14 protein-coding genes and 2 pseudogenes are annotated in these 15,534 nt (G+C 72.0%); 10 read left to right on the top strand and 6 right to left on the bottom strand.

Annotated elements, in window-relative coordinates; translation table 11 throughout:
• Positions 1–35: 35 nt before the first annotated feature.
• Positions 36–179: pseudogene (locus tag FGD71_RS19325) on the bottom strand (DsbA family oxidoreductase); the annotation flags it as partial.
• Positions 180–354: 175 nt separating this feature from the next.
• On the opposite strand from FGD71_RS19325, the gene FGD71_RS19320 reads away from it, so the two are divergent.
• Both FGD71_RS19320 and FGD71_RS19315 read left to right on the top strand, forming a co-directional pair.
• A complete protein-coding gene (locus FGD71_RS19320) occupies positions 355–984 on the top strand; it encodes a TetR/AcrR family transcriptional regulator (RefSeq protein ID WP_119101703.1) in 630 nt (209 codons plus the stop codon).
• Positions 985–1,262: 278 nt separating this feature from the next.
• Positions 1,263–1,784 (top strand): DUF5994 family protein, encoded by a 522-nt coding sequence (locus FGD71_RS19315; protein WP_181359235.1) that lies wholly within the window; start codon positions 1,263–1,265, stop codon positions 1,782–1,784.
• 66 nt (positions 1,785–1,850) lie between these two features.
• Here the strand turns inward: FGD71_RS19315 and FGD71_RS19310 are convergent, their stop codons facing one another.
• Positions 1,851–2,249 carry a DUF5994 family protein gene (locus FGD71_RS19310; protein WP_119101702.1) on the bottom strand — a complete coding sequence of 133 codons (399 nt, stop codon included), beginning with the start codon at positions 2,247–2,249 and terminating at the stop codon, positions 1,851–1,853.
• A 504-nt stretch (positions 2,250–2,753) separates the two neighbouring features.
• Between FGD71_RS19310 and FGD71_RS19300 the strand changes: the two genes are divergently transcribed.
• Positions 2,754–3,308, top strand: a complete 555-nt coding sequence (locus FGD71_RS19300) for a DUF5994 family protein (protein ID WP_119101701.1) — start codon at positions 2,754–2,756, stop codon at positions 3,306–3,308.
• A gap of 167 nt (positions 3,309–3,475) precedes the next feature.
• Here FGD71_RS19300 and FGD71_RS19295 read toward each other — a convergent pair whose 3' ends face one another.
• The gene (locus FGD71_RS19295; RefSeq protein ID WP_119101700.1) at positions 3,476–3,970 is read right to left on the bottom strand and encodes a DUF5994 family protein; all 495 of its coding nucleotides are present in this window, start codon (positions 3,968–3,970) and stop codon (positions 3,476–3,478) included.
• 246 nt (positions 3,971–4,216) lie between these two features.
• Here FGD71_RS19295 and FGD71_RS19290 point away from each other — a divergent pair, with 246 nt between their 5' ends.
• A complete protein-coding gene (locus FGD71_RS19290; RefSeq protein ID WP_119101699.1) occupies positions 4,217–4,477 on the top strand; it encodes a hypothetical protein in 261 nt (86 codons plus the stop codon).
• A 78-nt stretch (positions 4,478–4,555) separates the two neighbouring features.
• The gene (locus FGD71_RS19285; RefSeq protein WP_119101698.1) at positions 4,556–4,846 is read left to right on the top strand and encodes a hypothetical protein; all 291 of its coding nucleotides are present in this window, start codon (positions 4,556–4,558) and stop codon (positions 4,844–4,846) included.
• Between the two features lie 66 nt (positions 4,847–4,912).
• On the opposite strand, the gene FGD71_RS19280 is transcribed toward FGD71_RS19285, so the two are convergent.
• The gene (locus tag FGD71_RS19280) at positions 4,913–5,755 is read right to left on the bottom strand and encodes a helix-turn-helix transcriptional regulator (RefSeq protein WP_119101715.1); all 843 of its coding nucleotides are present in this window, start codon (positions 5,753–5,755) and stop codon (positions 4,913–4,915) included.
• A gap of 147 nt (positions 5,756–5,902) precedes the next feature.
• Between FGD71_RS19280 and FGD71_RS19275 the strand changes: the two are divergent.
• Positions 5,903–6,651: pseudogene (locus tag FGD71_RS19275) on the top strand (SDR family oxidoreductase).
• Between the two features lie 39 nt (positions 6,652–6,690).
• Positions 6,691–7,068, top strand: a complete 378-nt coding sequence (locus FGD71_RS19270) for a nuclear transport factor 2 family protein (protein ID WP_119101697.1) — start codon at positions 6,691–6,693, stop codon at positions 7,066–7,068.
• Positions 7,069–7,168: 100 nt separating this feature from the next.
• Here the strand turns inward: FGD71_RS19270 and FGD71_RS19265 are convergent, their stop codons facing one another.
• Positions 7,169–7,837, bottom strand: coding sequence for a TetR/AcrR family transcriptional regulator (locus FGD71_RS19265; protein WP_119101696.1), 669 nt, complete (start codon positions 7,835–7,837; stop codon positions 7,169–7,171).
• Between the two features lie 77 nt (positions 7,838–7,914).
• On the opposite strand from FGD71_RS19265, the gene FGD71_RS19260 reads away from it, so the two are divergent.
• Positions 7,915–9,309, top strand: coding sequence for an FAD-binding oxidoreductase (locus tag FGD71_RS19260; RefSeq protein ID WP_119101695.1), 1,395 nt, complete (start codon positions 7,915–7,917; stop codon positions 9,307–9,309).
• Between the two features lie 154 nt (positions 9,310–9,463).
• Complete coding sequence (locus FGD71_RS19255) at positions 9,464–10,372, top strand: hypothetical protein (RefSeq protein ID WP_240436668.1); 909 nt, start codon at positions 9,464–9,466, stop codon at positions 10,370–10,372.
• Positions 10,373–10,378: 6 nt separating this feature from the next.
• Here the strand turns inward: FGD71_RS19255 and FGD71_RS19250 are convergent, their stop codons facing one another.
• On the bottom strand, positions 10,379–14,323 hold the full coding sequence (locus FGD71_RS19250; protein ID WP_119101693.1) for an nSTAND1 domain-containing NTPase: 3,945 nt from the start codon (positions 14,321–14,323) through the stop codon (positions 10,379–10,381).
• Positions 14,324–14,681: 358 nt separating this feature from the next.
• On the opposite strand from FGD71_RS19250, the gene FGD71_RS19245 reads away from it, so the two are divergent.
• Positions 14,682–15,530 (top strand): glycoside hydrolase family 16 protein, encoded by an 849-nt coding sequence (locus tag FGD71_RS19245; RefSeq protein WP_119101692.1) that lies wholly within the window; start codon positions 14,682–14,684, stop codon positions 15,528–15,530.
• The last annotated feature ends 4 nt before the right edge of the window (positions 15,531–15,534 follow it).

Below are 15,534 nucleotides of genomic sequence, written 5' to 3'. Positions count from 1 at the left end.
TGCCGGAAGCCGCGCTTCCGGCAGACCGACCCTGCTCAGCGGGTCGCCGGGGCGGTGTCCGCGTGTGCGGTGCGCAGGGCGGTGAGGAAGGTGTCGGCCGGCTGGGCGCCGGAGAGACCGTAGGCGCGGCTGAGGACGAAGAACGGCACGCCCGTGGCGCCGTATCGGCGTGCTTCGCGGAACCGAAGACGGCGACCACTTTGGACATGCGGCTGCTCCTTGGGAGGCAAGGCATCTTGACCCTGGGGTCAAATTCCCCTACGACCGCAACACGAAACTTGACCCCAGGGTCAAGTTGAATGGGAAGGGGGATGCGACCATGGAGCCCGGACACACGATCGGGAGGAACGCCGGATGCGGGCCGACGCGCAACGCAACGCGGAGAAGCTGCGCACAGCAGCCGCCGAGCTCTTCCACGAGCGTGGCCTCCAGGCGCCCTTGAAGGAGATCGCCCGCCGTGCCGGCGTGAGCCACGGAACCCTCTACAACCTCTTCGGCACCCGCGAGGCGCTCATCGACGAGGTGGTGACCGACCTGGCGGCGGCCCGCCTGGGCGAGGTCGCCGAGCAGGCCCTCGCCCACGAGGACGCCTGGGGCGGATTCGCGTACTACATCGAGACGCTCTGCGAACTGCAGGCCACCGACCCCGCGATCAGTGACGTGGTCGCCGGTCGCTACCCGGACGCCGAACGCCTGATGGCCGTCTGCGAGCGTTCCCACACTGCCGCCGCGCGCATCATCGAGCGCGCCCAGCAGGCCGGGACCCTGCGCCCGGACTTCACCCACGAGGACCTGCTCTTCATCTTCGGCACCAACGCCCTGGTGGCCCGCGCCGCCAAGGACACCGCCCCCGACGCCTGGCGGCGCGGCGTCGCCTTCATGCTCGACGGCCTGCGCAGCGAAGCCGCCCACCCGCTGCCCACCGGCCCGCTGACCTCGCGGCAGCTGTACCAGGTGATGGGCAACCTCACCGGCACGCCGTAACGAGACCGGCCACGAGACGAGTGTGGTGGTCCAGGGACGGCTCACCCGCCCCGGGTGGGTGGCCCGCTCTCGCCCCACCTGTGCTGCCCGCCCGATCGATCCGGGCCCCCTGAGCTCTGATGCGGTCTCTCCCGCCGGAGTCCTTTCGACGCCCCTGGGAGTAGCGTGGGGGCGTCGAGAGCATTTCGCACACCGGCCTCCACGTCGGTGTCGTTCTCGGCGAGTGACGACACCGGGCCGAGCCCACTGAGGCGGCGGTCCCGAGACGGGTTCGCGCGATGCCCGCGACCACCGACCACACCCCGCTGCGGCCGCCACCCTTCAGGGTTCCGACCACCCGCCTCGCACTGAAGCCCATGAGCGCGTCCGGACGGAGTCTGGACGGCGCTTGGTGGCCTCGCTCGCGGGACCTGCCGGGCGAACTCTCCGCCCTGGCCGAAGTGCTGGATCCCCTGTGGGGACGGATCACCCGGATCGCCGTCAACCCTCGGTACTGGCCGGTCATCCCGCGCAAGGTGCTCGTCAACGGCCATGTGGTGAAGGTCGATTGGTTCGCACGCGAGCTGGACCCGCACATGATCATGCTGCTGTCGTACACCGCCGGCCGCTGGGACCTGCTGGTGATACCGCCGGAGACCAGCGCCCCGGCCGCCGCCCGGCTGATGGCCGCCGCGAGCGAGAGCTCCGGCCTTCCTGTGACCGTGACCGCGCTCATGACGGCAAAACAAGCCCTCCACGGCGGCCCGGCGGCCGTCCGGGCACAGGGTCAGCGTCGCGAGAAGGAGTGCGGGAGGGCGTGATCGTCGCTGCCATGTGGTGCTCCTTCTCGACCGAGCATGGGCAGCGTCGCAGGTCAGTGGGAACGATCAGGCGTCGTCGCCTGCGGCGGCGGCCATGAGCGGCTCGGCTGCGTCCATCGGTGTGTCGGGCGGTACGACCAACAGGTCCCAGCGCCCCTGGCCGGAGGCGAGCAGGCAGACCGTGTGCGGGGCGGATGCCGCGGTGGTTCGGCGCAGTCGTACGACCTGGTTGAAGGCGAGCATCCGGCCGGGGGTGGTGGACCATGTCGCCCCGTTGACCGTGACGCTGTTGATGTGTCCCCACGCCTGCGGCAACCCGGCGAGCAGCCGCGGGAGTTCTTCGAGCAGCTCGTAGGAGCGGGGCCACCAGGCACCGTCGAGGCGGCGCGGTATGCCGCTGCGGGGTGCGAGACGCAGGCGGAGGAGGGGATGGGAGGGAAGTGGCGGTTGCAGTGCGGTGGTCATGAGGGTTCCTGTCACATGCCTTGAGGAGGTGGAGGGGTCGGACTGGGCTCAGGCGCGGCGGGCGGCGACGCGTTCCGGAGAGCGGACACAGCGCCGGGAAGGCGCGGGCGACGGCGCGGATGTCGCGGTCGGCGAGCGGTTCGGGCGCGCATCTGTCGGCGGACGCACGGTCGTTGCGGAACAGGGACCACCCAGCCGATGACACCCGATGTCGTGGAATCGCGAGGACGAGGCCGGCCTGAGTACCGGCATACGAAGGGTCCTCGCGCCCTTCACCGTACTCCTGCCTGTCCCGAAAGGGCGCGGGCGGACGACGCCCTGTCCACCGAGTCAGCCCGTGTTCTCAGCGGTAACCCGTGCCCTCGCAAGGGCTCGTCGGGCCCCGGCCAGGAGTAGCCTCGAGTTACCGAGAGCACTTCGTACACCGGCTTCGATGCCGGTGTCGTTCTCGGCGACTCACGACAGCCAGGCCGGTTCAAGCCGGCCCGGGGCAGGGTTCGCGTCATGACCGCACCCATGTTGGACAAGCCGGTGGTCGACGACCGGACCTCCTCTTCGTTGCCGCTCCGCCTCATGCTGGCGCCGACAGACACCGCTCCCCCGCTGATCGACGGCGCGTGGTGGCCACGCTCCCGCGACCTGACGACGGAACTCCCGGCGCTCACCGCAGTACTCGACCCGCTGTGGGGGCGGATCACCCGCGTCACGGTGAACCCCACGTTCTGGCCGGTCGTCCCCCGGAAAGTGCCCGTCCACAGGCATGTCGTGCACGTCGGCTGGTTCACGGCCGAGCAGGACGCGCACAAGCTGCTGCTCCTCTCCTACACCGTCGGCCGCTGGGACCTGCTGGTGATCCCGCCGGAGACGAGCCCGGCGACAGCCGCCCGGCTGATGACCACTGCCACCGATCCGTCGCGCCGTCTCACCGCAAGCGAGCTGATCCGGGAGGCCGAGCTCTTCCGCACCACGGCAAAGACCGACGGGGACTCGGCCCGGGAACAGGTCTGGGACTCCGAGGGCGGCCACGAGGCCCCCGAACCACGTCTCGCAGTCCGGTAGGGACAGCCGTCGACCACCTGACGGCTCCGGCGGAAGGCGCGCTCAGCGACGCGATCGCCGCCGAAGCCGGTGCCCTGCCGGGAGTTCAGCAGGCGGACGTCCGCATCACAGGCCGGCCGGCCCACCCCGCACCCGCACCCGCACCCGCACCCGCACCCGCACCCGCATCACCCTCGTTCTCGTCGGGCCGACGGATCCCGCCGGGTCCCGGTGGCGAGGAGAAGCTGTTCCGCCCCGGTGATGTTGTCGGCCCGGACGGCCTGGGCCATCGTGGCGCGCGCGGCCTCGGGTGTCGCGTGCGGTGGCACCACCAGCATGGAGAAGAGGTCCCCGTCTCCTCGCGTGATCAGAATGGTGTCGTCGCCGACCGGAAAAGAGTCGATGTGCACCACGTGGTCGTCGATGACGATCCGTGTCGGAAGCGTGTCCCAGGCCGCGGTGTCCAGCCCGACGCGCGTGATCGGCCCGAGGTGCTCGGTGAGCGCGCTCAGCAGGTCGGGCAGCTCGGCGCCGATGTCGCGTGACCGTGGCCACCACGCGCCGTCGAGGACGCCTTCGCGTGACTGCGTCGTCTCCAGCCTGAGCAGAGCGCACCCCGGCTTCACGGCCTCATGAACGCCACTCGGCAGTTGCCGGCCAGGGGATGTGTCGGAGTCGGCCATGAGGGGGACCGCCCGTCGTCGAGGTGGTGGTGCGCGAACAGCGCATTCGCACGTCCCACGCTACTCCGCGGGCGGCGGCGCTCACCGGCATCGAGCCCCCTGTGTCGGGTTGGGCACGGACCACGGGAGCGGGCATACGCTTCAGGGGAGGCCGCACGTGACGGGCGGCTGCGATCCGTACGGCGGCCATGTCAGGCACGACCGTCCCCATCCCCATCCCCGTCGCCGCGCCTCGCAGGAGTACACATGAATGATGAGCCTTTGCCCGCCGCGGGCCACGCCGAGGTCGACGTCGTCGCGGCGACGCCGGAGGTCGCCCGTCGCGTCGCCGAAGTGCTTCGCCGCTGCTTCGACTCGAGCGAGCAGCGCAGCTACCCGGCGGGCCACGAAGGAGGGACCCGCCTCCATCTCACCATCGACACCACCACCGCCGCGGGGCCCGCACAGTCCTGGCTGGCGACCAGCGAATCGGGCTTCGAGAACCACACGCACGCTGACGAGGTGTGACCGGACAGCGAGAGCCCACGACGCCACGCCACCACGTCCGCCCCCTCACCGGCGCCCACGCCCCGGAGAATGACAGCCATGGCGACACTCCGTGAACGCAAGACCTACCGGAAAGCGGTCCTCAGATCTCTGTACGGGGCCGTCGAACGCAATCGCCCGGACGTCAGCGGCCTGGCACTGCGCGACGAGCTCGGTCTGGCCGACGAGGACCTCTCCGCGGCCTGCGTCTACCTGGCCGGCGAGGGTCTGATCACCGTCGAGTGGACGTCGCACAAGACTCCCGCCACCGTCTCACTGACCCATCAGGGCATCCGCTTCATGGAGGCGCAGGAAGAGGAACAGTGGGATGCACCCGGTCAGGGTGACTGACCGGTCGCCTGTGTCCCGTTCTCCGTACGGCCCGCTGAGAGGCCGTCGTCCCCGGGGCGCGACGGCTCAGGGGGTGAGCTGCTGGTGTCCTATGACGGAGAGCAGTTCGAGCTTTCCCTGGCTTTCCGTGCCGGGGCGGGCGGTCATGACCACCAGGGTCTGGGCGCGGTTCTCCGTGAACAGGACCTGGGCGTCCACGTCGATGCGGCCGAGGCCGGGGTGGACGATGGTCTTGGTGTCGCCGTAGCGCTGGGCGACTTCCTGGAGTTCCCACAGGCGGACGAACTCGGGGCTGCGTTCGTGGAGTTCGGCGACGATCCGGGCGGCTCTGGGGTCTTTGCTGCCGGCCGTGAGCGCGGCCCGCAGGCGGGCTGCCTGGGCGCGGCTGTGGCGGGGGTGGTCCTCCTCGGGGTACACCAGCCGCTCGGCGGGGTCGGTGAACCAGCGGTAGTAGGCGCTGCGGGCCAGGCCGGTGTGGCGGGTCTGGTCGCCGAGCAGCGCGGTGGCGATCGGGTTCATCGCGAGGGTGTCGGCCATGTCGGACAGAACCAGGGCCGGGGTGTCGTCGTTCAGGCGCTCCAGGACCCGCATGAGGGCTGGGCTGACGTGCTCGGAGCGCTGGAAGCGGGCGGGGGCGTTGTGGCCGATGAGGGCGAAGAGGTGGTCGCGTTCGTCCGGTGTCAGCCGCAGGGCCCGGGCGAGGGCGGCGGTGATCTGGAGGGACGGCTGCGGGGCGCGCCGCTGTTCCAGGCGGGCGTAGTAGTCGGTGGACATGCCGGCGAGCTGGGCGACCTCCTCGCGGCGCAGCCCTTGGGTGCGCCGGCGCGGGCCCTCGACCAGTCCGACGTCGTGCGGGCGCAGCGCCTCGCGCCGCCGACGCAGGAACTCCGCCAGCTCTTTCTTGTCCATGCCCTCCATCGTCGCCGCTTTCCGTTGTCCCAGCCAGGGACCGCCGATCCATGGACAAACCTTCCGCTCCCGCCTCCACGCAGGCGCTCCTACGGTCGAGGCTGCGGGCAGCCCACCGGCCCGCGTCCAGCGAAGGAGACAGACCCCATGAAGATGACCGGCAACACCGTCCTGATCACCGGCGGCACCTCGGGCATAGGGCTCGGCCTGGCCCTGCGCCTGCACGAGGCCGGCAACAAGGTGGTCGTCGCCGGCCGGCGCAAGGAACTGCTCGACGAGATCACGAGCGAGAACCGGGCATCGAGGCGCTCGTCCTCGACGTCACGGACCCCGAGTCGATCGCCCGGGCCCGGGATACGGTGGCGTCCACCTACCCGGAGCTGAACGTCCTGGTCAACAACGCCGGCATCATGCTGCGGGAGAACCTCCTCGACCCGGCCGACCTCCGGGTCGCCGAGGACCACGTCACGGTCAACCTGCTCGGCACGATCCGGATGACGTACGCCTTCCTGCCGCTGCTGGTGGGCAAGGACGAGGCGGTCGTCATGAACGTCACGTCCGCGCTGGCGTTCGTACCGTTGCCGATCACCCCCACCTACAACGCGACCAAGGCCGCGCTGCACTCCTTCTCCGAGAGCCTGCGCGTGCAGCTCGCCGGCGCCGACGCCCCCGTCCAGGTGATCGAGGTGGCCCCGCCGGGTGTGCGCACGACCCTGCTGGGCCAGCAGGACGACGAGAACGCCATGCCGCTGGACGAATTCCTCACCGAGACCCTCGCCCTTCTGCGCGAGAAGCCCGACGCCAAGGAACTCGTCGTCGAGCGCGCCCGGTTCGTGCGCGACGCGGAGGCCAACGGCATGTACGACAACGTCCTCGCCATGCTCAGCGGCGTCTGAGCGAAGCGACGCAACCACTCCTGACCTGTAAGGACCGACGTGAAACCCACGAACGAAGACACAGTCGAGATAGCGAGAGTCCTGGCTCTGTGGGGCCACATCATGGACGATCGCGAGCTGGACCGCCTCGGTGAAGTCCTCACCGAAGACGCGGTATGGGACGGAAGCGCCTTCGGCTTCGAGCCGGTCGTCGGGCTGGACGCGATCACCGCTGTCCTGAGCGCCGACGGGCACGCGCGAGCTCACCACACGACGAACATCGTCGTGTCCGAAGGTCCGGGCGACGAGGTCCGTGCCCGGTCCAAGGGCCTGGGTGTCGTGGGCGGCGGCACCGTCATCAGCGTCGTCCACGCGGACGAACTGCGGCGTACCGATGGCGGCTGGCGCATTTCCAGGCGCGCCATACACGTCATATGACTCTTCAGGTCCTGATGACCGGCCTTCCTCAATCGAGCTCGGCACACCGCCGGCGCCATGCATGCACCCTGCGACCGAGCAGGGGCCGACCGGGACCGGTTCAGAGGCCGAAGCGCGTCCGGAAGAACCGGTCGAGATCACGGCGGTCGGCGGCCGGCGAGGGCAGCGTCTCCCCGCCGGACGGGCGAGAGCGCAGGCCGTCGAGGAGTACGGCGAGGTGGCGGCCCGCGAGATCCGCCGCCGGGCCGGTGGTCTCGTCGTCGGGGATCCGGGCCGGGATCGAGTTCAGCATCAGGACGACATCGAACACGTTCACGTCCGTACGCAGGTCCCCGGCGTCCTGAGCCCGGGCCACCAGGCCGTCGAGGTCGGCCAGTAGAGCGGCCCGGGCCGCCATGAGCTCAGGCCCGGGCTCCGTCGTACGCCTGCGGGAGACGGGGAACATCTGGCTGCTGCGGAACCGCGCCATGTGTCGCATGACCCGCGCGAAGGCCGCCCAGGGATCCGGCTCCTCCGCCGCGGCGCGCTCGGTCTCGGCGGACGTCTCCGTCATGACGTCGACAGCGACGCGTTCCACCAGCGCGCTCTTGTTCGGGAAGTGCCGGTAGATGGTGCCCATGCCCACTCCCGACCGGCGGGCGACCTCCTCGATCGACACCTCGTACCCGCGGTCGGCGAAGACTTCCCGGGCGGCTTCCAGGATCAGCCGGATGTTCTCACGGGCGTCGGCGCGCAGCGGGCGGTCGGCGGAGGGTGTGGACGGGCTCATGTGCCTCCGATGTTAGCCTCCGACTTAACCGGAAATTGATTTTCCGGTTAGCACCCTGTTCCGCATGAGGAGGCCCCATGACCGACTTCCCCGCCGACTTCCGTGGCGCGTTGCTGCGGCCCGGCGACGGCGACCGGTACGACGCTGCCCGCGCGCTGTACCAGGGCCGTGCCGCCGACGAAGGGCCCGCGCTGATCGCGCAGTGCGCCGACGAGGACGACGTCGCGACCGTCCTGCGCCACGCCTGCGCCCATGGCATCCCGGTGGCCGTACGCGGCGGCGGGCACGGCTCGGACGGGTACGCCATGCCCGGCGGCGCGCTGGTCGTCGACCTCTCGCCGATGAAGGCGGTCACCGTCGACCCGGAGACGCGAGTGGTACGGGCCCAACCGGGCGTCCTGCTGGGCGAGTTGGACGCTGCCGCGCAGGAGCACGGTCTCGCCGTACCGGCCGGCACGGTCAGCAGCACGGGCGTCGCCGGACTGACCCTCGGCGGCGGCATCGGCCACCTGATGCGCCGCTACGGCGCCACCGTGGACAGCCTGCTCGCGGGCGAGATGGTCACCGTGGACGGCCGCAAGGTCCGCGCGGACGAGGCCGAGAACCCCGAGCTGTTCTGGGCGCTGCGCGGAGGCGGCGGCAACTTCGGGGTCGTCACCGCCTTCGAGTACCGCGCGCACCCGGTCGGCCCCGACGTCGTCGCCGGACAGCTGATCTTCCCCTTCGACCAGGCCGCCGACATCCTCGGCAAGCTCCCGGCCCACATGGCCACCGCTCCGCGCGAGTTGGGCCTGCTGGCCGTGCTCGCCCCGGCCCCCGCGCTACCGATGCTGCCGCCGGAGGCACACGGAAAGCCGGTCCTGGTCCTCGTCCCCGTCTACACCGGGGACCTCGCCACAGCAGATGAGGTCATCGAGCCGCTCACCGCGCTCGGCCGGCCGGTGGCCGACCTGGTCGCGAGGGTGCCGTGGCTGCAGGCGAACAGCATGCTGGACGCCGTGGCCCCGTACGGCAAGCGCATGAACCTGCGCGGCGGGTACCTCCCGGCCCTGTCCGCCGACGCCATCGAAGTCCTGCTGCACCACGCGGCCACCGCGCCCTCGAACCCGGGCGCCGCCACGTCCTTCAACATGTGGTGCATGGGCGGCGCGATCTCCGAGGATGTCGCCGAGGACGCCACCGTCTTCTCCCGCGAGGGGGCGGCCTGGCTGTGGGAGGCCGTCAGCATGTGGGACGCGCCCGAGCACGACGCACAGTACGAACAGTGGGCGACGACCGTCGGCGAGGCGATGCGCCCCCACTCACTGACCAGCGGCTACACCAACCTCACCGATGACCTGGGAGAGCCGTGGCGCAGCGGCGTCCACGGCAGCGAGGCCAAGTACCGGCGGCTGCGCGCGGTCAAGGCGGCCTGGGACCCGGACAACGTGCTCCGTTTCAACAAGAACATCGCCCCGGCGACCGCCGGATGACCGCACGCGCGGACAGCCCCTCGTCTCAGCCACCGGGCGTTGTTCAGTGCCGCGGACCGGGTGACTGAACAAACCGGTGCCGCGCTGAACTGGGCGCACGGTGCCGGAATCCGGCCCGCGAAGACGGGATCACGGCAAAGAGAGAGGTCGTTGGATGTTCAAGAGGAGGAGTGTCGCCGTCGCGGCCGCCGGGCTGGTACTGGCCGTCGGCGGCTGCGGGGGCGGGGACGGGACGGACGAGAAGGCCGACGCGTCGGACAAGGGGTCGGCCGAGCCGACGCGGACACGGCCGCCGTCCAAGGAACTGGTGGAGTGGGTCGGCGGCATGTGCGAGTCGACAACCGCGCTCAAGAACCTGCGGACGGACAGCGCCGCGGATCTGAAGGAGATCCGGAACTCGGACGAGGGCGGCCTGCCCGCCCAAGCCCTCGCCGTCAGCTACCTCTCCGGGACACCGATGACAGTGGAGGACGTGGAAAGCGACCTGGAGGCCCTCGACCAGTCGGGCGTTCCCGCGGCCGACCGGCTGCTCGACGCCTGGCTGAAGAAGGTGAACCGCGTCGTGACCGAACTCGACGAGGTGTCCCCGAGCGCGGCCATCGACGACGCCGAGGGCAGTACGGCGGGCGTCGACAAGCTCGTCCAGTCCCTCACCCCGCCCAAGCCGGACCTGCCCGCGCTGGGCAAGAAGGATCCGCAGCTCGCGGCCGCGTACCAGAAGGCCGAGCAGTGCGCCCCGGGCTGGAAGCCCGACGAGGAGGCCGAGGGGGCGGACTCGCCCGCACCCGACCCCACCGGTCCGCTGCCCAAGGCGGCGGACGGCGGGAACTTCGAAGCCTGCTCGGACGGTGCGTGCGAGGTCCTGGTGACCTCCACGGCCAACATCACCGCGAACGGGGTGAACGTGCATGTCACCGTGGGGAACTCCGTCACCTTCCAGACGCCGAGCACCATCATGAACCTCGGCGGCCAGGGCGGCGTGGCCAAGTTCGGCGACGATCTGAAGGTGACCGTCGTCGCGCAGAACCAGAACGGTGCCGTGCTCGAGTTCACCATCCCCTGAGCGCGCTCAGCGCGCCTGGCGCGCCTGACGCCCCTCGCACACCTCCTGGTAGCCGAGTTGCGGCAGGTGCTCCTCCCATTCGGCGCGGGTGAGGACGCCGCCGGTGCGGTCGCAGACGTAGTCCGCCGCGCGGTCCGCGTCCAGGGTCCACACCCGGGCCGTCAGGTCGTAGCCGGCGGAGGCGAGGGCGTCGCCTTCCGGGCTGAACGCGACGGAGGTGACGGTCTCGAGATGGCCGGTGAGTTCCTGGCCGGCGGGCTCGGCACGGGCCGGGTCGGCCACGTCCCACAGGCGGACCGTATGGTCGCCGCTGCCGGTCGCCAGCGTCTTCCCGTCCGGGGCGAAGGCCACGGAGTTGACCGGCCCGCGGTGCCCGGCCAGCTCCTCCCCCACCGGACGTACGCGGTCCGCCTGTTCCACGTCCCACAGCCGCACCGTACGGTCGTCGCTGCCCGTCGCCAGCGTCTTCCCGTCCGGGGCGAAGGCCACCGCCTCGACCGGCTGGTCGTGCCCGGTGAGGGCAACGCCTGCGGGCCGTGGCCGCGCCCCGTCGCCCACGTGCCACAGTCGCGCCGTGTCGTCCTCGCTGCCGGTGGCCAGGGTGCGGCCGTTCCGTGCGAAGGCCACGGACGTGACGGCGTCCGCGTGGCCGCGCAGCGGTTCGCCCAGCGGCCGTACGCGGTCCGGCCGGCGTGCGTCCCACAGCCGCACCGTGTCGTCGCGTCCGCCGGTGGCCAGCGTGCGGCCGTCCGGGGCGAACGCGACGGCGAGGGCGCCGCCGTCGTGCGCGTCCAGCGGTTCGCCGAGCGGGACGGGACGTTCGGGCACGGAGACGTCCCACAGCCGTACGGTGCCGTCCTTCGAGCCGCCTGCCAGCGTGCGGCCGTCCGGGGCGAACGCGACGGCCAGCACCTCGTCCTCGTGGCCGGTGAGCGTCCGCGGTATCCGGCGCGGGCGGCCCGGCTCACCTACGTCCCACAGGCGGATCAGCGCGTCGTCGGTACTGGCGGCGGCGAGCAGATGGCCGTCGGGGCTGTAGGCGACGGCCGTCAGGGGGTTGGTGAAGTCGGTGAGGACGGTCGGGGGCCGGTGCCAGAGGCGGACGCTGCCGTCGGCACCGGTGCTGGCGAGGGTACGGCCGTCGCGGCTGAAGGCCACCTCCCACACGGCCTCCGTGTGGCCGGTCAGCGGCTCGCCGAGCTGCTGCGGGTATGCGGGGTTGGCCACGTTCCACAGGATCGGGGAGTTGTCCTCGCCCGCGGTCGCCAGGGTGCGGCCGTCGGAGCTGAAGGCCACGGACGTGACGGGCGCCGTGTGCTCGGTGAGCGGTTCGCCCAGCGGCTGGAGGCGGCCCGGGGCGGACGCGTCCCACAGCCGTACGGTCTCGTCGAAGCCGGCCGTGGCCAGCGTCCGGCCGTCCGGGGAGAAGGCCAGCGTCCAGACGGGCGCGCTGTGTTCGCGCAGCGGCTTGCCGAGCGGTGCGATCCCGGGCCGGGTCCCGGTACCGGCCCCGGTCCTGTCGTCCTCGCTGAACCGCCACATCCGTACGGTGCCGTCGTAGCCGGCCGTGGCCAGGGTGTTCCCGTCCGGGGCGAACGCGACGGCGCGGACGCTGCCCGCCTCGGAGTCGTCGGCCTGGGCGGGCTCGCCGAGCGGCGCGGGGCGGGCCGGATCGCTCAGGTCCCACAGCCGTACGGTCCCGTCGTCGCCGGCGGTGGCCAGCGTCCGCCCGTCGGGGGCGAACGCGACGGAGACGACGTTCTCCTCGTCGTGGCTCACCAGCGGCCGGCCGACGGCGCGGGGCCGCTTCCGGTCGCGTACGTCCCACAGCCGGATGGCGCCGCCTTTCCCGGTGGCCACCAGCAGGTCGCCGTCCGGCGGCGCGAAGGCGACCGCGCCGACCGGTCCCGTACGGAGCCGCAGCGGTTCGCCCAGTGACCTCCCCATGTCCTCGGGCCGGTCCGCCGATCCCGGCCGTGCGGCGGTGTCCCACAGCCGGACCGTGCCGTCGTGACCGCCACTGGCGAGCGTGCGGCCGTCGGGCGCGTACGCCACGGAGCTGCCCACGCCGCGGTGCCCGGACAGCCGGGTGGCCAGCGCCCGGCCCGCGTCCGAGGCCAGCCGGGTCCGCAGGTCCGGTGTGGAGCGCATGCGGTACGCGGCGACGTCGAGCCGGGCGGCCAGCTCGGTGCGGGTCTCGCGGACACGGTCGGCCTCGGCCGTGAGGCGGCCGAAGACGGCGTCGTCCCGTTCGGCCTGCGCCGTGGCACGCGCCTGGAGGGCGACGACGGCGGTGCCGGTGGCGAGCAGCACGAGCGCGGCGAGTACGGCCACGACCGTACGGCGCAGTCGTACGGCACGGTTCCGGCGCCGGAGCGAGGCGGTGAGGAACTGCCGTTCCAGCGGGGTGAGTTCGTCACTGCGACGGTCCTCGCGGTCCTCGCGGTCCTCCGGCGCGGTGCTGTGCGGCCGGGCGGCATCCTGCGGGAAGGCGTCGCGGGCGGCGTGCAGACGGGATCCGGCGTAGAGCGCGGCACTCTCCCGGCCGAGTGCCTGCCAGGTGCGGGCCGCCTCGGAGAGCGAGCGGTGGACGCGCAGCCGGTCGCGTTCGGCGTCGATCCATGCGCGCAGACGGGGCCAGGCGGTGATGAGGGCTTCGTGGGCGAGGTCGACGGTGCCGTCGTCGAAGGTGATGAGGCGGGCTCGGACCAGGCGTTCCAGTACCACCCGGGTGTCGGCGGGGCTGCCGAAGTCGAGTTCCGCGTGCTCGGTGGGGCGACGCGTGTCGGGGGTGCTGTCGCCGGGGGCGACGAGGCGGAGCAGGACACGGCGGGCCAACTCGGCCTGCGGCACGGTGAGTTCGCCGTACACCTGCTCGGCCGTACGGACGACGGCGCCGTGCAGCCCGCCGGCCGCCTCGTACGCGGTCTCGGTCAGGACGCGGCCGCTGCGGTGACGCCAGGTCTCCAGCAGGGCGTGCGACATCAGCGGCAGCCCGCCCGGTGCGCCCTCGACCTCGTCCAGAAGGCGGTCGCTCAGGGCGCGTTCGACGATCAGGCCGTCCGCGACGGCCGGGCGGACGATGGCCTCCCGCAGCTCCGCGCGGCTCATCGGCCCGGCGAGCAGCGTGGCGTCCTGCAACGCGGCGGTGAGGCCGGGGTGTTCGGCGCAGCGGCCGAGGAAGTCGGCCCTCACCGCGATGACGACGCGCAGCCGGCTGTCGGCGTCGGTGGCGGCGACGAGGCGGTCGATGAAAGTGTCCCGGTCGGCCGGGTCGGCGCCGAGGGTGTACAGCTCCTCGAACTGGTCGACGATCAGCCAGGTGTCGGCATCGGTGCCGGGTACGGGCAGGAGCCGGTCGGCGTGCGTGCGCAGCGGGTCCGCACCGGGCGTGAGGACCCGTACGGCCGCGGGAGTGGCCTCACGGTCCCCGCCGCCTTCGCCGTCGCGCGGGGTGCGCAGCCTGGGGATCAGGCCGGCGCGCAGCAGCGAGGACTTGCCGCTGCCGGAGGGGCCGAAGACGGCGGTGAAACGGTGCTTGCGGTTCAGCTCGGTCAGCCGCTCCACGAGCTGGTCGCGGCCGAAGAACAGTTCGGCGTCGTCCGGTTCGAACCGGGTCAGGCCGCGGTACGGCGGTCGGGAGGTCTCGTCGTCGGAGGCCTCGGCGGCCACCTCGGCCGACGCCTCGCGCCAGCGCCGCTCCCACTCGATCACGTCGCCGCGGCACGCCTTCACATAGGCGAGCGTCACCGCGCGGCTGGGCAGCTGCTTCCCGGCCGCCGCCTGCGACAGGGCTGTCACCCCGTACCGCGCCCGCTGAGCCATCGCCCGGTACGTGGGTTTGCCCGCGGACTCGCGCAGCGCGCGCAGTTCGGCGGCCAACCGCGGCACCGGTCCAGCTTCCGGATCCAGTTCGCCCTCGGTGCGCCCCGGTCCTGGTCGTCCCGACACGTGCCCGCCCTAGCCTCGTTCGCCCAAGTCGCCGCCAGGCCATCACCCAGCGCGTCCGCTCGGGCGCCCACGGTAGGCAGGCGCGGGGACGGCCGCAACCGAACCTCCGGCGTATTCGCAGGCGGGGCACGGGCGTTCACTCGATCCTCACGCTTCCTCCCGACCAGGTCGTTCGGTTCGCGCCTCCGGGTTGTTCGGTGCCGGGAGAGGGCCTGCTGAACAACTGCGTACGGCGGTCGAATACCCGAGGGACGTGGCCCAGGACGGGCCATGGCACGGTCCGAGCCCGGCGAGGGGAGGGCTCGGGCCGCCCGCTTGTCCGCTTATCCGCACACGCACGACAGGCTGAAGGGGAGTCATGTACGGACGACTTCGCGCCCGGCACCTCTCCATGGGGTTCGGCACGGCGGCACTCGCGGTGACGCTCACGACGACCACGGTGAACGCTGCCCCCGACCGTCCGACGACCGCCGCCGAACGGCACGGCTGGGGCGACCCGCTGCCCGAGTGGTCGGACGAGTTCGGCTACGGCTCCGAGGCCGCCCCCGCCGTACCGGACCGCGACAAGTGGCGCCTGGCGGGCGGCGGCCCCGGCAAGTGCTGGCCCGGCCACAGTGACAACGGCCGCCGCTGCGACGCCAACACCCGGGTCGTCGGCGGCGTACTGCGCATGACGGGCGAGGCGAACGGCGACACCGGCTGGCTCGCCTCGCCGTACGGTCGGCAGTACGGGCGGTGGGAGGCACGCGTCCGGTCCCGGGCCACCGGACCCGACAACGGGCGGCAGTACCACCCACTGCTGATCCTGTGGCCGGACTCGGGCGAGCACCCTCAGGACGGCGAGTACGACTACCTGGAGAACGGCGCCCCGGGCGAGCGGTGCGCCGAGGCGTTCCTGCACTACCCGCACCCGGAGGGCGTCCCTGTGCAGCAGGAGTTCGCGCGCAAGTGCGGCGTGGACCTGTCGCGGTGGCACAACGTCGCCGTCGAGTGGACCCCGGACCATCTGCGCGGCTTCATCGACGGCGAGGAGTGGTTCCGCTTCACCGGCGGCGCGAACGCGGACCGCGACTGCATCCAGTGCGCCCCGTCCATGCACCAGACCATCCAGCTCGACAACTTCCACGGGGACGACCTGCAGAGCGCCGTCTACGAAGTGGACTGGGCCCGGGTCTACGACCTGCCGGACAACGAAAGCGTGAGGTGATCCG

The organism is Streptomyces sporangiiformans (assembly GCF_005768555.2).
Classification (GTDB): Bacteria; Actinomycetota; Actinomycetes; order Streptomycetales; family Streptomycetaceae; genus Streptomyces; species Streptomyces sporangiiformans.
This window is presented reverse-complemented; position numbering and strand designations above follow the sequence as displayed.

Excerpts from the sequence above, each read along its gene's own strand:
- FGD71_RS19320 (WP_119101703.1), top strand. The coding sequence starts at position 355 with ATGCGGGCCGACGCGCAACGCAACGCGGAGAAGCTGCGCACAGCAGCC.
- FGD71_RS19315 (WP_181359235.1), top strand. The coding sequence starts at position 1,263 with ATGCCCGCGACCACCGACCACACCCCGCTGCGGCCGCCACCCTTCAGG.
- FGD71_RS19310 (WP_119101702.1), bottom strand. The coding sequence starts at position 2,249 with ATGACCACCGCACTGCAACCGCCACTTCCCTCCCATCCCCTCCTCCGC.
- FGD71_RS19300 (WP_119101701.1), top strand. The coding sequence starts at position 2,754 with ATGACCGCACCCATGTTGGACAAGCCGGTGGTCGACGACCGGACCTCC.
- FGD71_RS19295 (WP_119101700.1), bottom strand. The coding sequence starts at position 3,970 with ATGGCCGACTCCGACACATCCCCTGGCCGGCAACTGCCGAGTGGCGTT.
- FGD71_RS19290 (WP_119101699.1), top strand. The coding sequence starts at position 4,217 with ATGAATGATGAGCCTTTGCCCGCCGCGGGCCACGCCGAGGTCGACGTC.
- FGD71_RS19285 (WP_119101698.1), top strand. The coding sequence starts at position 4,556 with ATGGCGACACTCCGTGAACGCAAGACCTACCGGAAAGCGGTCCTCAGA.
- FGD71_RS19280 (WP_119101715.1), bottom strand. The coding sequence starts at position 5,755 with ATGGACAAGAAAGAGCTGGCGGAGTTCCTGCGTCGGCGGCGCGAGGCG.
- FGD71_RS19265 (WP_119101696.1), bottom strand. The coding sequence starts at position 7,837 with ATGAGCCCGTCCACACCCTCCGCCGACCGCCCGCTGCGCGCCGACGCC.
- FGD71_RS19260 (WP_119101695.1), top strand. The coding sequence starts at position 7,915 with ATGACCGACTTCCCCGCCGACTTCCGTGGCGCGTTGCTGCGGCCCGGC.
- FGD71_RS19255 (WP_240436668.1), top strand. The coding sequence starts at position 9,464 with ATGTTCAAGAGGAGGAGTGTCGCCGTCGCGGCCGCCGGGCTGGTACTG.
- FGD71_RS19245 (WP_119101692.1), top strand. The coding sequence starts at position 14,682 with ATGTACGGACGACTTCGCGCCCGGCACCTCTCCATGGGGTTCGGCACG.